The sequence below is a fragment of the Streptomyces sp. SM10 genome (assembly GCF_002910915.1).
In the GTDB taxonomy this organism is placed as follows: domain Bacteria; phylum Actinomycetota; class Actinomycetes; order Streptomycetales; family Streptomycetaceae; genus Streptomyces.
The window spans coordinates 23,931-40,635 of sequence record NZ_NEUF01000184.1 but is presented as its reverse complement, the minus strand read 5'-3'; the positions used below and the strand labels follow the sequence as shown (position 1 = coordinate 40,635).

14 protein-coding genes are annotated in these 16,705 nt (G+C 71.0%); 8 read left to right on the top strand and 6 right to left on the bottom strand.

Features of this window, described 5'->3' with window-relative positions; translation table 11 throughout:
* Positions 1 to 19 precede the first annotated feature (19 nt).
* Positions 20 to 2,500, bottom strand: coding sequence for an amino acid adenylation domain-containing protein (locus B9S57_RS31215; RefSeq protein WP_103760523.1), 2,481 nt, complete (start codon positions 2,498 to 2,500; stop codon positions 20 to 22).
* A 5-nt stretch (positions 2,501 to 2,505) separates the two neighbouring features.
* Positions 2,506 to 5,055 carry a Pls/PosA family non-ribosomal peptide synthetase gene (locus B9S57_RS31210; protein WP_103760522.1) on the bottom strand — a complete coding sequence of 850 codons (2,550 nt, stop codon included), beginning with the start codon at positions 5,053 to 5,055 and terminating at the stop codon, positions 2,506 to 2,508.
* A gap of 463 nt (positions 5,056 to 5,518) precedes the next feature.
* Between B9S57_RS31210 and B9S57_RS31205 the strand changes: the two genes are divergently transcribed.
* Together B9S57_RS31205 and B9S57_RS31200 are read left to right on the top strand one after the other, a co-directional pair.
* Positions 5,519 to 5,875, top strand: a complete 357-nt coding sequence (locus tag B9S57_RS31205) for a metalloregulator ArsR/SmtB family transcription factor (RefSeq protein ID WP_103760521.1) — start codon at positions 5,519 to 5,521, stop codon at positions 5,873 to 5,875.
* A 109-nt stretch (positions 5,876 to 5,984) separates the two neighbouring features.
* Entirely contained in the window at positions 5,985 to 7,349 is a 1,365-nt protein-coding gene (locus B9S57_RS31200) for an MFS transporter (protein WP_103760520.1), read from the top strand.
* A gap of 25 nt (positions 7,350 to 7,374) precedes the next feature.
* On the opposite strand, the gene B9S57_RS31195 is transcribed toward B9S57_RS31200, so the two are convergent.
* On the bottom strand, positions 7,375 to 8,901 hold the full coding sequence (locus tag B9S57_RS31195) for an aromatic amino acid ammonia-lyase (RefSeq protein WP_103760519.1): 1,527 nt from the start codon (positions 8,899 to 8,901) through the stop codon (positions 7,375 to 7,377).
* Positions 8,902 to 9,052: 151 nt separating this feature from the next.
* On the opposite strand from B9S57_RS31195, the gene B9S57_RS31190 reads away from it, so the two are divergent.
* From B9S57_RS31190 to B9S57_RS31175, 4 genes are read left to right on the top strand one after another with little or no spacing between them, the layout of a single operon-like run.
* Positions 9,053 to 10,096 (top strand): ABC transporter ATP-binding protein, encoded by a 1,044-nt coding sequence (locus B9S57_RS31190; protein ID WP_181011544.1) that lies wholly within the window; start codon positions 9,053 to 9,055, stop codon positions 10,094 to 10,096.
* The gene (locus B9S57_RS31185) at positions 10,093 to 10,743 is read left to right on the top strand and encodes an ABC transporter permease (RefSeq protein ID WP_103760517.1); all 651 of its coding nucleotides are present in this window, start codon (positions 10,093 to 10,095) and stop codon (positions 10,741 to 10,743) included. The genes B9S57_RS31190 and B9S57_RS31185 overlap by 4 nt, the downstream gene beginning before the upstream one ends.
* Positions 10,744 to 10,746: 3 nt before the next feature.
* Entirely contained in the window at positions 10,747 to 11,433 is a 687-nt protein-coding gene (locus tag B9S57_RS31180) for an ABC transporter permease (RefSeq protein WP_103760516.1), read from the top strand.
* Complete coding sequence (locus tag B9S57_RS31175; protein ID WP_103760515.1) at positions 11,430 to 12,368, top strand: ABC transporter substrate-binding protein; 939 nt, start codon at positions 11,430 to 11,432, stop codon at positions 12,366 to 12,368. The genes B9S57_RS31180 and B9S57_RS31175 overlap by 4 nt, the downstream gene beginning before the upstream one ends.
* On the opposite strand, the gene B9S57_RS31170 is transcribed toward B9S57_RS31175, so the two are convergent.
* Both B9S57_RS31170 and B9S57_RS31165 read right to left on the bottom strand, forming a co-directional pair.
* On the bottom strand, positions 12,355 to 13,011 hold the full coding sequence (locus tag B9S57_RS31170) for a thioesterase II family protein (RefSeq protein ID WP_258036717.1): 657 nt from the start codon (positions 13,009 to 13,011) through the stop codon (positions 12,355 to 12,357). The genes B9S57_RS31175 and B9S57_RS31170 overlap by 14 nt on opposite strands.
* Before the next feature lie 155 nt (positions 13,012 to 13,166).
* Positions 13,167 to 13,445: a hypothetical protein gene (locus tag B9S57_RS31165; RefSeq protein ID WP_103760513.1), complete on the bottom strand. Its 279-nt coding sequence runs from the start codon at positions 13,443 to 13,445 to the stop codon at positions 13,167 to 13,169.
* Positions 13,446 to 13,653: 208 nt separating this feature from the next.
* Between B9S57_RS31165 and B9S57_RS31160 the strand changes: the two genes are divergently transcribed.
* Positions 13,654 to 13,800 (top strand): SCO1431 family membrane protein, encoded by a 147-nt coding sequence (locus B9S57_RS31160; protein ID WP_103760512.1) that lies wholly within the window; start codon positions 13,654 to 13,656, stop codon positions 13,798 to 13,800.
* Between the two features lie 90 nt (positions 13,801 to 13,890).
* Here B9S57_RS31160 and B9S57_RS31155 read toward each other — a convergent pair whose 3' ends face one another.
* Complete coding sequence (locus tag B9S57_RS31155) at positions 13,891 to 15,156, bottom strand: glycoside hydrolase family 18 protein (RefSeq protein ID WP_103760511.1); 1,266 nt, start codon at positions 15,154 to 15,156, stop codon at positions 13,891 to 13,893.
* Positions 15,157 to 15,503: 347 nt separating this feature from the next.
* Between B9S57_RS31155 and B9S57_RS31150 the strand changes: the two genes are divergently transcribed.
* Positions 15,504 to 16,676, top strand: a complete 1,173-nt coding sequence (locus B9S57_RS31150) for an acyl-CoA dehydrogenase family protein (RefSeq protein ID WP_103760510.1) — start codon at positions 15,504 to 15,506, stop codon at positions 16,674 to 16,676.
* Positions 16,677 to 16,705 lie beyond the last annotated feature (29 nt).

Genomic DNA, 16,705 nt, shown 5'->3' with positions numbered 1-16,705 from the left:
TCCTTCGGGGTGGGCGGGTTCATCGTTCGGAACGTGTGTCGATCAGGGCGGCCAGATCGGTGAGTACGGGGTGACGGACCAGGTCCTTGAGCGAGATCTCCCGGTCCAGGGAGACCGCCACGCCCACCGCCGACAGCGAGGTGCCGCCACGGGCGAAGAAGTCGTCCTGCCGGCCGAGGCGGGCCTGGGGGACTCCGAGCACCTCGGCCCAGGCCGCCGCCAGACGCCGTTCGGTGGGGGTGCGGGGCGAGTCGCCGTCCGCCCGCTCTTCCGGTTCGTCCGGCTCCGGTGCTCGCAGCGTCAGTTCACGGCGGTCGATCTTTCCGTTGGCGGTCAGGGGAAGCGTCTCCAGCCGGTGGAAGGCCGAGGGGACCATGTACGGGGGCAGGGTGCCGCCGAGGCGGTCTCGCAGGGCGTCGGCCGGCAGCGGGTGTGCGCCGGTGTAGAAGGCGACCAGCCGCCGGCCGTGGGCGGTGCCTTCGGCGACCACCACCGCGCCGGCGCGCACACCGTCCTGACGCAGCAGGGCGTTCTCGACCTCCCCGATCTCGATCCGGAACCCACGGACCTTGACCTGGGAGTCCCGGCGGCCCAGGAACGCGAGCGTGCCGTCGGGCAGCCAGCGGCCGTAGTCCCCTCCCAGGTGGAGCCGTTCACCCGCGCGGTGCGGATCGGGCAGGAACGCCGCCCGCGTCCGCTCGGGGTCGTTGATGTACCCGCGGCCGACGCAGACTCCGGAGAAGGCGATCGCGCCGGGGGAGCCCAGCGGCACGGGGGAGAGGTGCTCGTCCACGAGGTAGACGCGGACGTTGTTGACCGGCCGGCCGAGTGGTACGCCGTCGGTGTCCGGAACCCCGTCCATGACCGCGTGATTGGTGTCGTCGGACGTCTCGGTCAGTCCGTAGGCGTTGACCAGCCGGACTCCTGGACCGACGGTGAACCAGCGCTCGACGAGCCCCTTCTTCAGCGTCTCGCCGGTGACCGAGACGCAGCGCAGGTGGGGCAGCGGCCGCGGGTGCCGTTCCAGGTAGGAGAGGACGACGTCGAGGTAGGACGGAACCACCTGGAGCACGGCCGCCCTGCCGTCGGCCACGGTGTCGACGAACCGCCGGACGTCCAGGACCGCGTCCTGACCGACCAGGAGGGTGTGCCCACCGGTGATCAGGGCGGCGAGGAGCTGCCACAGGGAGATGTCGAAGCACTGGGGTGCGGTCTGGGCGACCACGTCCCCCTCACGGATCCCCAGGTCGTCGATCTTCGCGAGGAGATGGTTGAGCATCCCGGCGTGTTCCACCATCGCGCCCTTGGGCTCGCCGGTGGAGCCGGAGGTGAACAAGACGTACGCGAGATCCCCCGGGCCCACCTCCACGCCGGGACCGGTGTCCTCGTGGCTCTCCTCGCAGATCCTCTCGATGCCGAGGGCCCGGACGTCCGGCAGCGAGTCCAGTGCCTCGCCGAGGGCGGCGGCGCTGCCGGACTCGGTGAGCACCAGACGGCAGTCGGCGCGGGCCAGCATGGCCGTGACGCGCTCGGCCGGGAAGCGGGGCTCGACGGGCAGGTAGGCGCCGCCGGACTTGAGGACGGCGAGGACCGCGGCCAGCCACTCCGGACTCCGTTCGGACACCACGGCGACGACGTCCTGCCGGCCGAGACCCGCGCCGAGCAGCGCGTGTGCCAGCCGGTTGGCACGGTTGTCGAGCTCGCGATACGTCCACCGCCGCTCGCCCTGGACGACCGCGACGGTGTCCGGGTGGGCGCGCACCCGCTGTTCGAACAGCTGGTGGAAGCGCAGGTCCGGCAGCGCGCGGTGGGGGCCCGCGAGCCCGTCGAGCTGGTGGTGGATCTCCTCCGGCGACAGCAGGGTCTGCCGCCCGTGCTCCGCATCCGGGTCCTCGGCGATCAGCCGGAGCGCGGCGAGGTGGTACCCGCCGATCCTGGTCGCGCACTCCTCGTCCAGGACGTCGGTCCGGTACCGCGTCCGGAGCACCGACCGTCCGCCGCGACGCACGAGCGACACCTGGAGCGCCGCGTCCCGGGACACGTCACCCGCGCCGGTCGGATCGAACGCCACCTCGGGGGCGGTGGGGGGCAGGTCCATCTCCGCGCGGAGGGTGGCGAGGGGGAAGTCCTTGTGGGCCAGCAGCTCCGACTCGGTGCTGTCCGCCTGCCTCATCAGCGTCCGCCACGTCGGGGAAGCGGTCGTCAGCCTGCACGGCAGCGGCCCGACGCCCGCCCCCGCGACGTAGCCCGTGGTGACGTCCCGGTCGCCCGACAGGGCGGAGAGCACCTCGGCGTGGGCGGCCAGCACCGGTGCGGTGGGGGAGATCCCCATCGATGCCGCGATGGTGCGCAGCTCCGTGACGAGCCCCTCCGGGACGTCCGCCTCGACCACGGCGGTGCCGGGCCGCGGGGTACGCGTCCAGGGAGTCACGGGGGTGGACCCGCCGGCGGCGAGCACGTCGCGCCAGTACTCCGCTCCGGTGCGTGTGAGCGTATCCATGGGTGTCAACTCCTCGTCCCGGGCGCTGCCCGGTCGATCTGGCGGGCCGGATTGCCGCCCCACAGGGCATGCGGCGGGACCGTCTCGCCCTTCATCAGGAAGGAGTCCGCGGCGAGCACCGATCCGTCGTCGACCGTGACGCCGTAGTGGACGAAGGCTCCGACCCCGAGCGTGCAGCCGGCCCCGATGGTGGAGCGGTCGGACTTGAAGGCGCCGTCCTCCTGCGAGTGGCACTGCACGACACTGCCGGTGTTGAGCGTCGAGCCGTCCCCGATGGTGACCATGCGGCGCTCCGTCAGCGCGCAGCCGTCGTCGAAGACCCTGCGTCCGATCCGGACGCCCAGCAGACGCCAGACCAGAGTCTTGAAGGGTGTCCCGTTGAGGGCCTGGAGATACGTCTCCGAGGGCACCTTCCAGTAGCGTTCGCGCTGCCAGAAGCGGGGGTCGTAGATCGAGCAGAAGAGCGGACCGGGCGGATGGTGCGCCGTCACGGCGCGTTCGACGAGGACGAAGAACACGGCGCCGACGAGCACGACGAGGACGTTGCCCAGAGCGATCGCCGCGGCGCCGACCGAGGTGTAGAGCTCGGCGGATCCCGACACGATCAGGGTGAACACGAACACGTAGATCCACCGGACCAGCAGGTACAGCCCCATCGTGGCGCCGTTGTGCCTGTTCTTGCCGGCCAGGCCGTTCGACAGCTCCTCGCCCTTCTTCATGCGGTCGAAGCTGCTGTCGCGCCGGACGGACCGGGGAATCTCGAAGCTCGGCGAACCGAGGAGGCCGACGCCCTCCCGGATCCTCCCGTCCACCGGGACCATGACCTTGGTCGCCAGCAGGCAGTTGGCCCCCGTCCTGCCCCGGGCGGGGTAGGCGATCCGGTTGCCCAGGAAGTTCTGCGGGCCGATGGCGGTCCGGGACACGCGGAAGGAGGTACTGGAGAATTCGGCGTTGTTGATCGACAGACCGTCGGCGACCATCGTGCCCGTCCCGACCGTGCTCAGGAACGGCGTCTCGTGCTTCACCTCGGTCCCGAAGTTCGACCCCGTCTGCTCCACACGGGAGAGGTCGTAGCCCAGCAGGCGCAGGTAGGGAACCACGGCGGAGCTGTCCCCGAACAGACGGGTCAGGAAGCGGCGGTTGGTCAGCAGGGTGATCGCGCGGTGCACCCCGTAGTGGAAGCCGTAGAGAGGGTAGACCCTGTCCGGTGTGATGGCGCGGCTGAGCAGCCGCGGGACGGTGGCGAGCAGGAGGAAGCTGAGCGGAACGACCACGAAGACGATCGCGAACGAGGCCATCAGGCCGTCGCGGTAGAACTCCCAGGTCGTGAGGACCGTGGGTCCCGGCTCCAGCACCGCGTCGAGCTGCGGGGCCTCGGCGAGCAGGATGCCGATCCCGCCGACGGCCAGCGGCAGATACACCAGCAGTGCGCTGAGCAGCTGCATGACACTGTGCACCGACCGGCGGACCGGCCCGCAGGGCGCCGGTGCCACCACCGGATACTCCGATCCCGCGCGTTCCGCCGGTGAACCGTGCCAGTGCTCGCCCGCGGGCACCGACTGCCCGCTGTGCAGGGCCGAGGCGTGGGCCAGGCGGGAGCCGTCACCGAGCGACGTGCCGATGTCGAGCACCGAGGCCTCGGCGACGACCGCGTCCTTCCCGAGCGTCACGGTCCCCGTCTCGATCACGTCGCCGTGGGCCCGGTAGCAGGTGAGGAAGGAGTCCTTGCGGATGACCGTGGAGTCCCCGACGGTCAGCAGATCGGTGCAGACGGGTACATGGCGCGAGAAGACCGCGACGCCGGCCCCGATGTGCGCCCCCAGCGCCTTGAGGTAGAGGGTGTAGAGCGGTGACCCGACGAAGAGGACCAGCGGGTTCGCGCGTACGAGGGTCTTGACGACCCAGAACCGGAAGTAGGCCAGACTCCAGATGCGGATCTGCCGGGGCTTCGAGCGCCCGACGAGCACCCACTTCACGACGATCGGCAGACCGGCCAGCCCCAGGAACACCGCGGCGCCGAAGACGACGGAGCGGAGATACACGTCGAGCACGCCGGAGCCCGCGGATATCCATTCGTAGCCGCGGACGCCGGCGAAGGCGATCAGGCACGAGTAGACGACGAAGGTCAGCAACTGCAAGGTCCCGCACAGGACGTACCTGGCCCGGCCCGTCGGTGCGGGCGGTGCCGGGACCGGAGCGGGCCGCGACCGGGCAGGGGGCGAGGGTTCGACGGGGGCGGGGGAGGCCTCCGTCGTCAGCGCGAGGCTCAGGGAGCCGATGGTGGGGTGGGCGTAGACGTCCTTCATCGACACCGACGGCAGGTCCGCGCGCTTTCTGACCTTCGCGCAGAAATGGGCCATCACCAGGGAGTCGGCACCCAGGTCGTCGAAGAACCGGCTGTCCACCGGCACGTGTTCCAGGTGCATGACGTCGGCGAGCACCCGGGCGAGTGTCTCCTCGGTGGACGCGGACGTGACGTCGGGCAGTTCCTGGCGCACCGCCTGGGTGCTGTCCCCGGGGTTCGGGGACAGTGTGGCGACCTGCTTTCCGATCATGGGGGGCTCCTCGCGCGATTTCCTCGGCGTCCCGGTGCTTCCGTGCCGTGCGCGGGCGGACCGCGGGCGCACATGCGTCGGGTGGTGAGCCGGGCACGAGTGGTGACCCGGTCGGCCGGGCTGGATGCTCGGCGTGCCGCACGCGCCTCGATCTGAGTGGTGAGCCGCGTGGGGCTCTCTACAAGGCATTCGGGACCGGTGTGGATAAGGTTTGCCTCTGGAAGAGGAAATTTCGCTTTGATCCTCGGATATCGCCTGATGCCTCCTGATAAGGGTGTAAGTCGGGCGGACCGATGGGTGTGGCGATCGGGCGGCGGCCGGGTGAGGGAGCCCCCTGTCGCGGCAGGGCACGTGGCGCGCGCCGTCGCCCCCTTCGCCGTCGGCCCGGCCTCCTCGCCGCGGGCGCACGTGCGGGGAGCGCGCACGGGGGCGTCGCTCCCGGACCCGCCTCTACGATGGGCGCATGGCTTCACGCGCGGGTTCAGCAGGTGCGACGCATCTGCAGGAGGAGAAGGCGGGGGAGCGGCTGGACGTCGCCGCCTCGGTCCTGGCCCTGCTCGCCGACCGCACGCGCCTGGCCCTGTTGCAGCGGCTCGGTCAGGGCGAGGCCGATGTGACCACGCTGACCGAGGCGTGTGGTGCCGCCCGGACCTCCGTCAGCCAGCACCTGGCCAAGCTGCGTCTCGCCGGGCTGGTCGCGACCCGCAAGGACGGCCGCCGCGTCGTGTACTCCCTGCGCCACGGCCATCTGCGGCGGCTGGTCGACGAGGCGCTGAGCGTCGCGGACCACCGGATCAGGGCTCTTCCGCCGCACGACTGACCGGAATCACACCCCGGGGTGGCAGCGGTGACCTGAAGGCAACAGGTGCACAAGTGTGCACGTGTTGTCTAATGGCGTGGTCTCCTCACGCCGATCAGGGACGGGGCCGATGCTCTCCGTGATGCGCAACCGCACCTACCGCCGCCTGTTCACCGCACAGGTCGTCGCGCTGGTGGGCACCGGGCTGGCCATCGTCGCCCTGAGCCTGCTCGCCCACGACATCGCGGGCCCTGGCGCCCCGGCCGTCCTCGGGACCGCCCTGGCGATCAAGATGGTCGCCTACGTGGGCACAGCCCCCCTGGTGGGTGCCCTCGCGGACCGCCTTCCGCGCCGCACGCTGCTGGTGGCGACGGACGTCACCCGGGCCGGTGTCGCGCTCGCCTTGCCGTTCGTCACCCAGGTCTGGCAGATCTACCTCCTGATCTTCATCCTTCAGGCGGCGTCCGCGGTCTTCACCCCGGCCTTCCAGGCGACGATCCCCGAAGTGCTCCCCGACGAACGCGACTACACCCGCGCCCTCTCGTTCTCCCGGCTCGCCTACGATCTGGAGAGCCTGTTCAGTCCCGTGCTCGCCGCCGGCCTGCTGACCCTGGTCTCCTCCCGCTGGCTGTTCGCCGGGACCGCGGCCGGCTTCCTCGCCTCCGCGTCCCTCGTCGTCTCCGTGGCGCTGCCACGGCCCGCCGCGCCGGAACACCCGGGGGGTGCCCGCGCCAAGGCGGCCCTCGGGACCCGCCTGTTCCGGGCGACCCCGCGGCTGCGGGCCCTGCTCGCTCTCGACCTCGCCGTCGCCGCGACCGGGGCGATCGTCTTCGTCGACACCGTCGTTCTCGTACGGGATCACTTCCACCGGCCCGACAGCGCCCTGTCCCTGGCGCTCGGCGCCTACGGTGCCGGGTCCGTCGCCACGGCGCTCCTCCTGCCCCGACTGCTGCACAGGGCCGGGGACCGCACCGTGATGCTCACCGCCGCGCGCACGCTCCCCGTCGCCCTCGTCGCGGTCGCCGCCCTCGGAGCCGCCGCGCCGAGCACCTGGTCGTGGGCGGCGGTGCTCGCCGTCTGGGCCCTGACCGGCGCGGCCTGCTCCGCCGTTCTCACGCCGGGCGGACGCGTCATCCGCCGATCCGCCGCGGTGTCCGACCTGCCCGCCGCCTTCAGCGCCCGCTTCTCCCTCTCCCACGGCTGCTGGCTGCTGACCTACCCGCTCGCGGGATGGCTCGCCGCGGGTGCGGGGCTCCCGGTCGCCGCTGTGGTCCTCGGCGCCGTCGCGCTCGCCGCGACCCTCACCGCCGCGGCGATCTGGCCGGCGGGCGACCCCGACCAGCTCGACCACGTCCACGCGGGACTGGAGCCCGGCCATCCCCACCTGACCGGAGCGAGCCCCACGCGTGACGGCTGGCGGCACCGCCACCACTACGCCATCGACCGCTACCACCCCACCTGGCCGTCCACCGGGCGGGCACCGTCCCGGTCCTGAGGCGGTCGGAGCAACTCCCACACGCTCAGCGGTCGTTCCTCCCGGACCCGAGGTCCAGCCACAGCTCCGTGAACCGGTCGAGCAGCCCCGCCGCCACCGTCACGTCGTCCGTCAGCGGCCGGTCGGCCGCCTCCGCGTCCAGCGCGGCGTCCGCCAGCGCGAAGGCGCGGCCGACGGGCAGCTCCGGGTCGAGCCGCATGTCGCGCTGGCGCAACGCCCTCACGGCCGAGACGAGTTCGCACCCGACGACGAGCCGGTACGCCTCGCACGCGCGCAAGGTCTGGCGGGCCGCCAGCGAGGCGAAGCTGGCCTGCTCCTCGACGCCCCGGGAGAGCACCGCGTGGCCCAGGGAGGCGGGTGCGGAGAAGGCCCGCAGGTCACCGAGGGCGGCCCCGGCCGCGTACTCGAGGATCATCACGCCCGACGACGCGGGTTCGCCGTCCGCGAGGAACGGCCGCAGGCGGGTGAAGCCCGGTTCGTTCAGCGTCGAGAGGCGCGATGTCGACAGGCGCGCCGCCTGTGTCACCGCAAGCCTGAAGTGGTCCAACGAGAGCGCGAGTTGGGCGAGGTAGAAGCCGCCGTGGTGGTAGGCCGCCCGGTCGTCCGCCGAGATCAGCGGATTCTCGGCCGCCGCGTTGATCTCGACCGTGAGGACGTCCTCGAGCGCGTCCGCCGCGTCGTGTGCGGGCCCGTGGATCTGCGGCACGCACCGGAAGCCGTACGGGTCCTGGATCCGGCCGAGCGGCGGTGTGGGGCGGTCGGGCGCGCCGAGCAGCCGCCGCATCCGTTCCGCGACCGCGTACGAACCGGCGTGCCGCCGCGCCTCGTGCACGGGCAGGGCGTACGCCTCGTACGAACCGTCGATCGCCATCAGGGACAGCGCCGCCACCACCTGGGTGGCCGCGATCAGGCCGCGCAGCTCGTGGAGGGCGAGCGCGGACTGGCCGAGGGTGAGGGCGTTGCTGCTGATCAGGGCGAGAGCGTCGTTGTTGTCGAGAGGCTGCGGGTCGGGGGCTGTCCCCGACCCCTGCCAGGGGTGTTCGCCCGCCAGGGCGAGGCCCATCTGCGCCAGGGCGGCGATGTCGCCGGTGCCCACGGAACCGAATTCGTTGACCTTCGGGTGGGCACCCGTCTCCAGCGCCTCGCACAGAGCCGTGACGACGGTCGGGCGCAGGCCCGCTCCCCCCGCGAGCAGCTGGTTGGCGCGGACCGCGAGCATGGCGCGGACCTGCCGGGCGGGGAGTTCCTCGCCGATGGCTCCGGCGTGGCTGCGCAGGAGCCGCAGGCCGTGATCGGCGGCCGCCTCCGTGGGCACGGACTCATTCCGGTTGGCGCCCACGCCGGTGGAGCGCCCGTAGACGCGGCCCCACGAGGCGATCTCCCGCGCGGCGTCCCAGGAAGCCTCCACGCGCTTCATCCCGTCCTGCGCCGGAACGGGCCGCGCGGTGGATTCGGCCATGCGTACGACATCTGCGACCATCAGTCGGCGACCGTCCAGGACGACGGTCGCACTGCTGTCTCCGGTCGCCCTGTTCACGATACGAGACGACATCACTCGCCATTCCTCCTCAACCGGACGCTCCGTCTTGCTCTACGGCCATGAGTAACCAGGGATTTACGTCTGAGTGGCGACCGACTATTGACAACCTATTCAGTCACCAAGAAGTCTGCATGACGATATACAGCCGGGCAAGGGACTCCTCATGATCCAATTCGATACGGTCCACAAGCGCTTCCCGAGCGGCACAACTGCGGTGCACGACCTCACTCTTGAGATGCCGGAAGGAGGCGTGACCGTCCTCGTCGGATCTTCCGGTTGCGGCAAGACGACGACGCTCCGCATGATCAACCGGATGGTGGATCCGACCTCCGGGACGATCAGGGTCAACGGGAAGGACGTCCTGGAGCAGGACGCCGCCGAGCTGCGCCGCTCCATCGGCTACGTGATCCAGCAGTCCGGGCTCTTCCCGCACCGCACGGTCCTGGACAACATCGCGACCGTGCCGCTCCTGCTCGGCTGGGGGCGCAGGAAGGCGCGGGCGAGGGCGGCGGAACTCCTGGAGACGGTCGGCCTCTGCGCCGACGCCGGGAAGCGCTACCCCCACCAGCTCTCCGGCGGGCAGCAGCAGCGGGTCGGTGTGGCCAGGGCGCTCGCCGCCGACCCGCCCGTGCTCCTCATGGACGAGCCCTTCGGCGCCGTCGACCCCGTGGTACGCACCCAGCTCCAGGACGAACTTCTCAGGCTACAGAGGGAGTTGAGCAAGACCATCGTCTTCGTCACCCACGACATCGACGAGGCCGTACGGCTCGGGGACCGCATAGCCGTCTTCCGTACGGGCGGCCACCTCGTCCAGTGCGCGGGCCCCGCCGAGCTCCTGGCCCGCCCCGCGGATCCGTTCGTCGCGGACTTCCTGGGCGCGGAGCGCGGCCTGAAGCTGCTGTCCCTGACCACGCTCGCCGAGGTACGCCAGGGGCCGGCCCCGGAAGGCACCCGCTGGCAGCTCACCCTCGACGCCGCCCGCAAGCCGCTGGCCTGGCGCGACACCGAGACGGACGCGCAGGCCCCGGTCCGCCCCCTGCGGGACACGGACTCCCTCCTCTCGGCGCTCAACGAGTCCATCGCCGCGCCGAGCGCCCTGGTCGCCCGGGTCGACGCGGAGGGTGTCCTCACGGGCGTGACCTCCCGCGAGGACATCCACGACCACGCGGGCCACGTCCACAGCGAGGCAAGCACGGTGGCCGCGTGAGCGTCGACTGGTCGTGGATATCCGACCACACCGGCGATCTCACCACCCTGGCCCTCGCCCACCTTCAGGCCGCCCTCACCGCCGTACTCCTCGGCCTGGCCGTCTCGCTCCCGCTGGCCGTGATCGCGCACCGCGTACGCCCACTGCGCGGATTCCTCCTCGGCCTGTCGAACGTCCTCTTCACCGTCCCGTCCATCGCCGTCTTCGTGCTCCTCCTGCCGGTCAGCGGGCTCACCCGCACCACCACCGTCATCGGCCTGACGATCTACACCCTCGTCGTGCTGCTGCGGAACACCGTCGAGGGCCTGGACTCCGTGCCCGCACGGACGAAGGAAGCCGCGAAGGCCATGGGTGCCCGGCCCTTGCGCACCCTGCTCACCGTCGAGCTCCCCCTCGCCCTGCCCGTGATCATGGCGGGCGTGCGCATCGCGACGGTGATGGCCATCTCGCTCGTCTCCGTGGCCACCTACATCGGGGACGGCGGACTCGGGCAGCTGTTCACGGACGGTTTCCAGCGCAACTTCCCCACCCCCGTCATCGTCGGCATCGTCCTGACCCTGCTTCTCGCGCTCGTCGCGGACGCGGCCCTCGTCACCCTCCAGTACGTCCTGACTCCCTGGACCCGCCGGCAGAAGCAGGGGGCCTGACCCGTGTACGAACTCTTCAAGGACCTCGGCGCCTGGCTGGTCAGCGGTGAACAGTGGGCCGGCCCCGACGGCATCGGGCACCGCCTCGCCGAGCACCTCCAGTACTCGCTGATCGCCACCCTCGTCGCCGCCGCCATCGCCCTGCCGGTCGGTCTGCTCATCGGGCACACCGGGCGCGGAGCCTTCCTCGCCATCAACCTGTCGAGCTTCGGACGGGCCCTGCCCACGGTCGGGCTCGTGGTGCTGGTCTTCCTCGCCAGCGGACTGTCGATGTGGCCCGTCTACATCGCCCTGGTGGCGCTCGCCGTCCCCTCCATCGTCACCAACACCTACGCCGGGATGACCGCCGTCGACCCCGAGGTGCGGGACGCGGCCCGCGGCCAGGGCATGCGCCGGCACCAGGTCCTCCTCCAGGTCGAACTGCCCCTCGCGCTGCCCCTGATCATGACCGGGCTCAGGCTGGCGCTCATCCAGGTCGTCGCCACCGCCACCATCGCCGCGTACGTCTCCTTCGGCGGACTCGGCCGCTACGTCTTCGACGGGCTCGCCCAGCGTGACCTCGTGCAGGTGCTCGGCGGAGCCGTGCTGGTCGCGGTCGTCGCCGTCGTCCTCGACCTCGCCCTCTCCGCACTCCAGCGCGCCCTCTTCCGTCACCGCCCCGCCAAGCAGGCCCAGGAGCAAGCACGATGAACCGCAGAAACCTCCTCGGTGGACTCCTCGCCGCCGCCACCGTCCCCGCACTCGCCTCCTGCAGCAGCGGCATCACCTCGCTCGACGGACAGGGTTCCGGTGGCGGCGGGGGCGGAGGCTCCAGCAAGAACGGCGTCACCATCGGCACCGCCAACTTCACCGAGAACCAGGTCCTCGGACATCTCTACGCAGCGGCGCTCGGAGCTGCCGGTGTGAAGACCACGGTCCGCCCCAACCTCGGCACCCGCGAGATCCTCATCCCCGCCCTCAAGGGCGGCGACATCGACCTCCTGCCCGAGTACCAGGGCGCGCTGCTGCACTACCTGGACCCCAAGGCCGAGGCGACCGAGGAGGGCGAGATGCAGAACGCCCTCGCCATGGCCCTCCCGGCCGGCCTGCAGATCCTTCCGTACGGCGCGGCCGAGGACTCCGACGCCTTCGTCGTCACCCGCGAGACCGCCGACAGGTACGGTCTGAAGTCCCTCGCGGACCTTGCGAAGCACGACGGGAAGCTCGTCATCGGTGCCGCCCCCGAGGTCAAGAAGCGCACGGTCGGAGCGGTGGGCCTCAGGGACGTCTACGGCGTGGAGTTCAAGGAGTTCAAGTCCCTGGACTCCTCGGGGCCGCTGGTCAAGGGTGCCCTGAAGAAGGGCGACGTCGACGTCGCGAACCTCTTCACCACCGACACCGACATCGCCGCCCAGAAGTGGGTCGTGCTCACCGATCCCAAGAACCTCGTCCCCGGTCAGCACGTCGTCCCGCTCATCGCCGACCGCAAGGCCGACTCGACGGTGCGGGCGGCGCTCGCCCGCCTCGGCAACGCGCTGAGGACCGAGGACCTGACCGAGCTCAACCGCCTCGTGGACAAGGGCAAGAAGGACCCGGAGGACGTCGCGCACGACTGGGCCGCCCGGCACGGGATCAGCGAGAAGTAGCCCGGCCGGCAGCGGGGAGTTTCACCGGATCACGGCCGGCGGCGCGCCGCGACACGCCGGGCGGCAGGGGTGAGGCGGCCGCCCGGCAGCTCAGGCAGGTGGGTCGGACGACCGAGCCGCCTGCGGCCGGGAGCGGGTACGCCTCCGGCTCAACCGCACCCGGCCGCCTGGTCCGGCTCTCCGCCGACGCGCAACTACCGGGTGCGGAGGCCCCGCCCGGCACCCACGACCGGGTGATGACACCGAACGGTGCGGCATCGGCGAGGTAGAAATGCCCCCCGGGCACGGTGCGGACGGAGAAGCCGGCCCGCGACGTCACCCCCCACGCGGCAGCCTGGTCCGCGGTGACCCGGGGGTCGTCCTCACCGACGAGCACCGTGACCGGGCAGTCGAGGAGGGCCGGTTCAGCGCGTGTGTAGGCGGCCAGCATCCGGAAGTCCGCCTTGATGTACGGCAACATGACCTCCGCGAAGACGGGATCGTCAAGGAGCCCGGCGTCCGTGCCTCCGAGAGCGAGCAGCGCCGCCCTGACGGAGGCGTCGTCCCATGTCCGGTCCGGATCCGCGGCAGGAACCATCAGGTGTGGAGCGCGGGCACCCGAAGCGAAGAAATGAGAGAGGCCGGTCCCGGAAGATCTCGAGATCGATCCAGTAGGACAGCCCGTTGAAGAAGAAATACGTGCACAGCGCGAACAGGGCGGAGTTCTGCGCGTTCATCCGCAATCGGGGGCCTTGTAGCAGAGGGTGATCAGGTTGGCGACGGCGCACGACCAGGAGAGCCATGTGAACAGATGGTCCATCAGAGTCCCATGGGGGCGCGTCCAGGGTGATGGTCGCCGGACACCGCCATCCTGAGACTGCCGATGACATCGCCGTGCGAATGGAGGGGCAGGGGGTTCCCGGTCCGCGGACCGATGCGGGCGCAGTGGAGCGAGGCGATCATCTCGGCCTCCTGCTCGTTCCGGTCGGAGTACTTGTTGCGCTGCGGAGCCCGCCTCACGACCATCGGCGATATGTCCGGGAAGAGTTTCTTGAGGATGTCGTCGTCCATGGTGGACAAGGACTGGTGGTCACACATGATGGTATGTCCTGGGCCACATCCGGCCCGCCCGCGCCGCGCGCCCCGGCCCGCTGATCCCCTGCGGGAGCGGGGATGCGCGCCCGTACGTCCTGTTCCGGCCCGCCTGTCGCTGTGACCCGGATCTCTACCGCGCAGCCCGCTCTCGCTGGCACTGTGGTCGGGTCACGGGGGACCCACTGCCGACCGACCGAGCGAGCGAGATGCCATGACCGCGACCACCGCCGAGAACCGGACCCGTACCCGCGCCCGCACCGGTGGCCCCGAGGACGGGCCGAAGGTCCTGGAGCACATCCTGGGCTGGACGCTCGTCGTCGTCCTCGCCATGTTCGTCACGCAGGCAGGACTCATGTGACCTGCGGTCCCCACGAACGACCGGTGGGGTGGGGCGCCCGCCCGGCACCCCACCCCTGACCCGCCCTGCGGTGCGTGTACCCCGTAGGGGCTAGTTGATGGCCTTGATGAGCTCACCGTTCGTGGTGTCGCCGCTGAGCTCCCAGAAGAAGGTGCCACCCAGGCCCTGCTGGTTCTTGTACTCCATCTTGGTGCCGATGGTGGCCGGGGTGTCGTAGCTCCACCAGTCGGTGCCGCAGTGGGCGTACGCCGTACCGGCGACCGTGCCGGTGGCCGGGCAGCTGTCCTTGAGGATCTTGTAGTCCTCGATGCCGGCCTCGTACTTCCCCGCGGCCGCTCCGGTCGCCGTGCCGCCGGGCTCGTCCTGCGTGACGCCCGTCCAGCCGCGGCCGTAGAAGCCGATGCCGAGCAGGAGCTTCGAGGCGGGAACGCCCTGGGCCCTGAGGTTGCTGATGGCCGCGTCGCTGTCGAAGCCCTCCTTGGGAATGCCCGTGTAGGAGGTCAGCGGGGAGTGCGGTGCCGTCGGGCCCTTGGCCTCCCAGGCGCCGAAGAAGTCGTACGTCATCGGGTTGTACCAGTCGACGTACTGCGCCGCGCCGCCGTAGTCGACCGCGTCGAGCTTGCCACCCTCCGAGGCGTCCGCGGTGATCGCGGAGGTGACCAGGTTGTCCGCGCCGAACTTCGACCGGAGCGCGGAGAGCATGTCGCCGTAGGCGTCACGACCGCTGGTGTCGCAGGTCAGCCCACACGCGTTGGGGTACTCCCAGTCGATGTCGATGCCGTCGAATACATCGGCCCAGCGCGGGTCCTCCACCAGGCTGTAGCAGGAGTCGGCGAAGGCGGCCGGGTTCTTCGCCGCCTCACCGAAGCCGCCGGACCAGGTCCAGCCACCGAACGACCAGATGACCTTCAGATCGGGGTGCAGCTTCTTCAGCTTGCGCAACTGGTTGAAGTTGCCCCGCAGTTCCTGGTCCCAGGTGTCCGCGACCCCGTCGACCGACTGATCGGCGGTGTAGGCCTTCTCGTGGTCCGCGTAGCTGTCGCCGATGGTGCACTTGCCGCCCTGGACGTTCCCGAAGGCGTAGTTGATGTGGGTGAGCTTGTCCGCCGAACCCGAGGTCTCGATGTTCTTGACGTGGTAATTGCGGTCGTAGACACCCCAGTTGGTGAAGTATCCGACCACCTTGCTGCCGGCGGCGGTGGGGGCGGCTTCGGCGACGGCCGGTGTGGCGGCGGTGGGGGTCGCGCCTGCCGACGGCGTCCCGGCGACGCCGAGGAGGGCCGCGCCGAGCGCCGCCGTGCAGAGGGTCGCGGCGAACGCCCGGAAGCGGGCGCGGGGACGGTCAAGTCCGGTCATTGTGGCTCCTCGTGGGGGAGGGCTTGGTGGTGAGGCTGCCTCCGGGGCCGTGTTGTTGACATGGACGCGGTGAGGCATTGGGCGAGACCGTAGATGGACTAGACCATTCAGGTCAATGGTTCGGACCAATTTCCCTGATCACGGAGTCCGCCACCCGGTGACGTGTGGGCTCCGATCGGGCATACTCAACGCGCCACAGCCGCTGGCCAGCGCCTCCCGTGATCCGGGAAGGCAGGATCGGCTGAGGAGCCGTAGATTTCCGGGCATCGCCCGGGACCACCCGGCGGTGCCGCGCCCACCCCGCGCGCGCGACCGCCGTCACGCCCGACAGGGAGGAGAGCGCCGTCATGTCCGACCGTGCCCCGCAGCCGGTGGAACGCCGTCTGCCCACCGAGGAGTCCCGGCAGCTCGTCGAGCTCGTACGCGACATCGTGTCGAAGGAAATCGCTCCCCGGGCGGCCGAGGAGGAGGAGGCGGGCTTCTTCCCGCGCCCCGTCTTCACGCTGCTCTCGGAAGCCGGACTCCTCGGACTGCCGTACGACTCCGCGTACGGCGGCGGCGACCAGCCGTACGAGGTCTATCTCCAGGTGCTCGAAGAGCTGGCGGCCGCCCGTCTCACCGTCGGCCTCGGCGTCAGCGTCCACTCGCTGGCCTGCCACGCGCTCGCCGGATACGGCACCGAGGAGCAACGGGCCGCCCACCTCCCCTCGATGCTCGCGGGCGGCCTGCTCGGCGCCTACTGCCTCTCGGAGCCCTCCTCGGGCTCCGACGCCGCCTCGCTCCGCACCAAGGCCGTGCGGGGCGGCGAGGACTGGGTGCTCACCGGGACCAAGGCCTGGATCACGCACGGCGGCATCGCGGACTTCTACACGGTCCTGGCCCGCACCGGGCAGGACGGGCCGCGCGGTATCACCGCCTTCCTCGTCCCGGGTGACGCCGAGGGCCTCGAAGCGGCCCTGCCCGAGAAGAAGATGGGGATGAAGGGCTCGCCCACCGCCCAGCTCCACTTCGACGGCGTACGCGTCTCCGGCGACCGCCGCATCGGTGACGAGGGGCAGGGGTTCGCCATCGCCCTGTCGGCGCTCGACTCCGGACGGCTGGGGATCGCCGCCTGCGCCATCGGTGTCGGCCAGGCTGCCCTGGACGAGGCCGTCCGGTACGCCACCGACCGGCGCCAGTTCGGCCGCCCGATCGCCGACTTCCAGGGGCTGCGCTTCATGCTCGCCGACATGGCCACCCGCATCGAGGCGGGCCGGGCCCTCTACCTGGAGGCGGCACGGCTCCGCGACGCGGGCCTGCCGTTCTCGCGCCAGGCGGCGATGGCGAAGCTGTTCTGCACCGACGCGGCCATGCGGGTGACCACCGACGCGGTCCAGGTCCTCGGAGGCTACGGCTACACCCTCGACTTCCCGGTCGAGCGGTTGATGCGCGAGGCCAAGGTGCTGCAGATCGTCGAGGGCACCAATCAGATCCAGCGCATGGTCATCGCCCGTCACCTCGCGGGTCCCGAGACGCGCTGACCCGGAGGGGCCGGTCCGACCAGACGGGT

Excerpts from the sequence above, each read along its gene's own strand:
- B9S57_RS31215 (WP_103760523.1), bottom strand. The coding sequence starts at position 2,500 with ATGGATACGCTCACACGCACCGGAGCGGAGTACTGGCGCGACGTGCTC.
- B9S57_RS31210 (WP_103760522.1), bottom strand. The coding sequence starts at position 5,055 with ATGATCGGAAAGCAGGTCGCCACACTGTCCCCGAACCCCGGGGACAGC.
- B9S57_RS31205 (WP_103760521.1), top strand. The coding sequence starts at position 5,519 with ATGGCTTCACGCGCGGGTTCAGCAGGTGCGACGCATCTGCAGGAGGAG.
- B9S57_RS31200 (WP_103760520.1), top strand. The coding sequence starts at position 5,985 with ATGCTCTCCGTGATGCGCAACCGCACCTACCGCCGCCTGTTCACCGCA.
- B9S57_RS31195 (WP_103760519.1), bottom strand. The coding sequence starts at position 8,901 with ATGTCGTCTCGTATCGTGAACAGGGCGACCGGAGACAGCAGTGCGACC.
- B9S57_RS31190 (WP_181011544.1), top strand. The coding sequence starts at position 9,053 with ATGATCCAATTCGATACGGTCCACAAGCGCTTCCCGAGCGGCACAACT.
- B9S57_RS31175 (WP_103760515.1), top strand. The coding sequence starts at position 11,430 with ATGAACCGCAGAAACCTCCTCGGTGGACTCCTCGCCGCCGCCACCGTC.
- B9S57_RS31165 (WP_103760513.1), bottom strand. The coding sequence starts at position 13,445 with ATGTGTGACCACCAGTCCTTGTCCACCATGGACGACGACATCCTCAAG.
- B9S57_RS31160 (WP_103760512.1), top strand. The coding sequence starts at position 13,654 with ATGACCGCGACCACCGCCGAGAACCGGACCCGTACCCGCGCCCGCACC.
- B9S57_RS31155 (WP_103760511.1), bottom strand. The coding sequence starts at position 15,156 with ATGACCGGACTTGACCGTCCCCGCGCCCGCTTCCGGGCGTTCGCCGCG.
- B9S57_RS31150 (WP_103760510.1), top strand. The coding sequence starts at position 15,504 with ATGTCCGACCGTGCCCCGCAGCCGGTGGAACGCCGTCTGCCCACCGAG.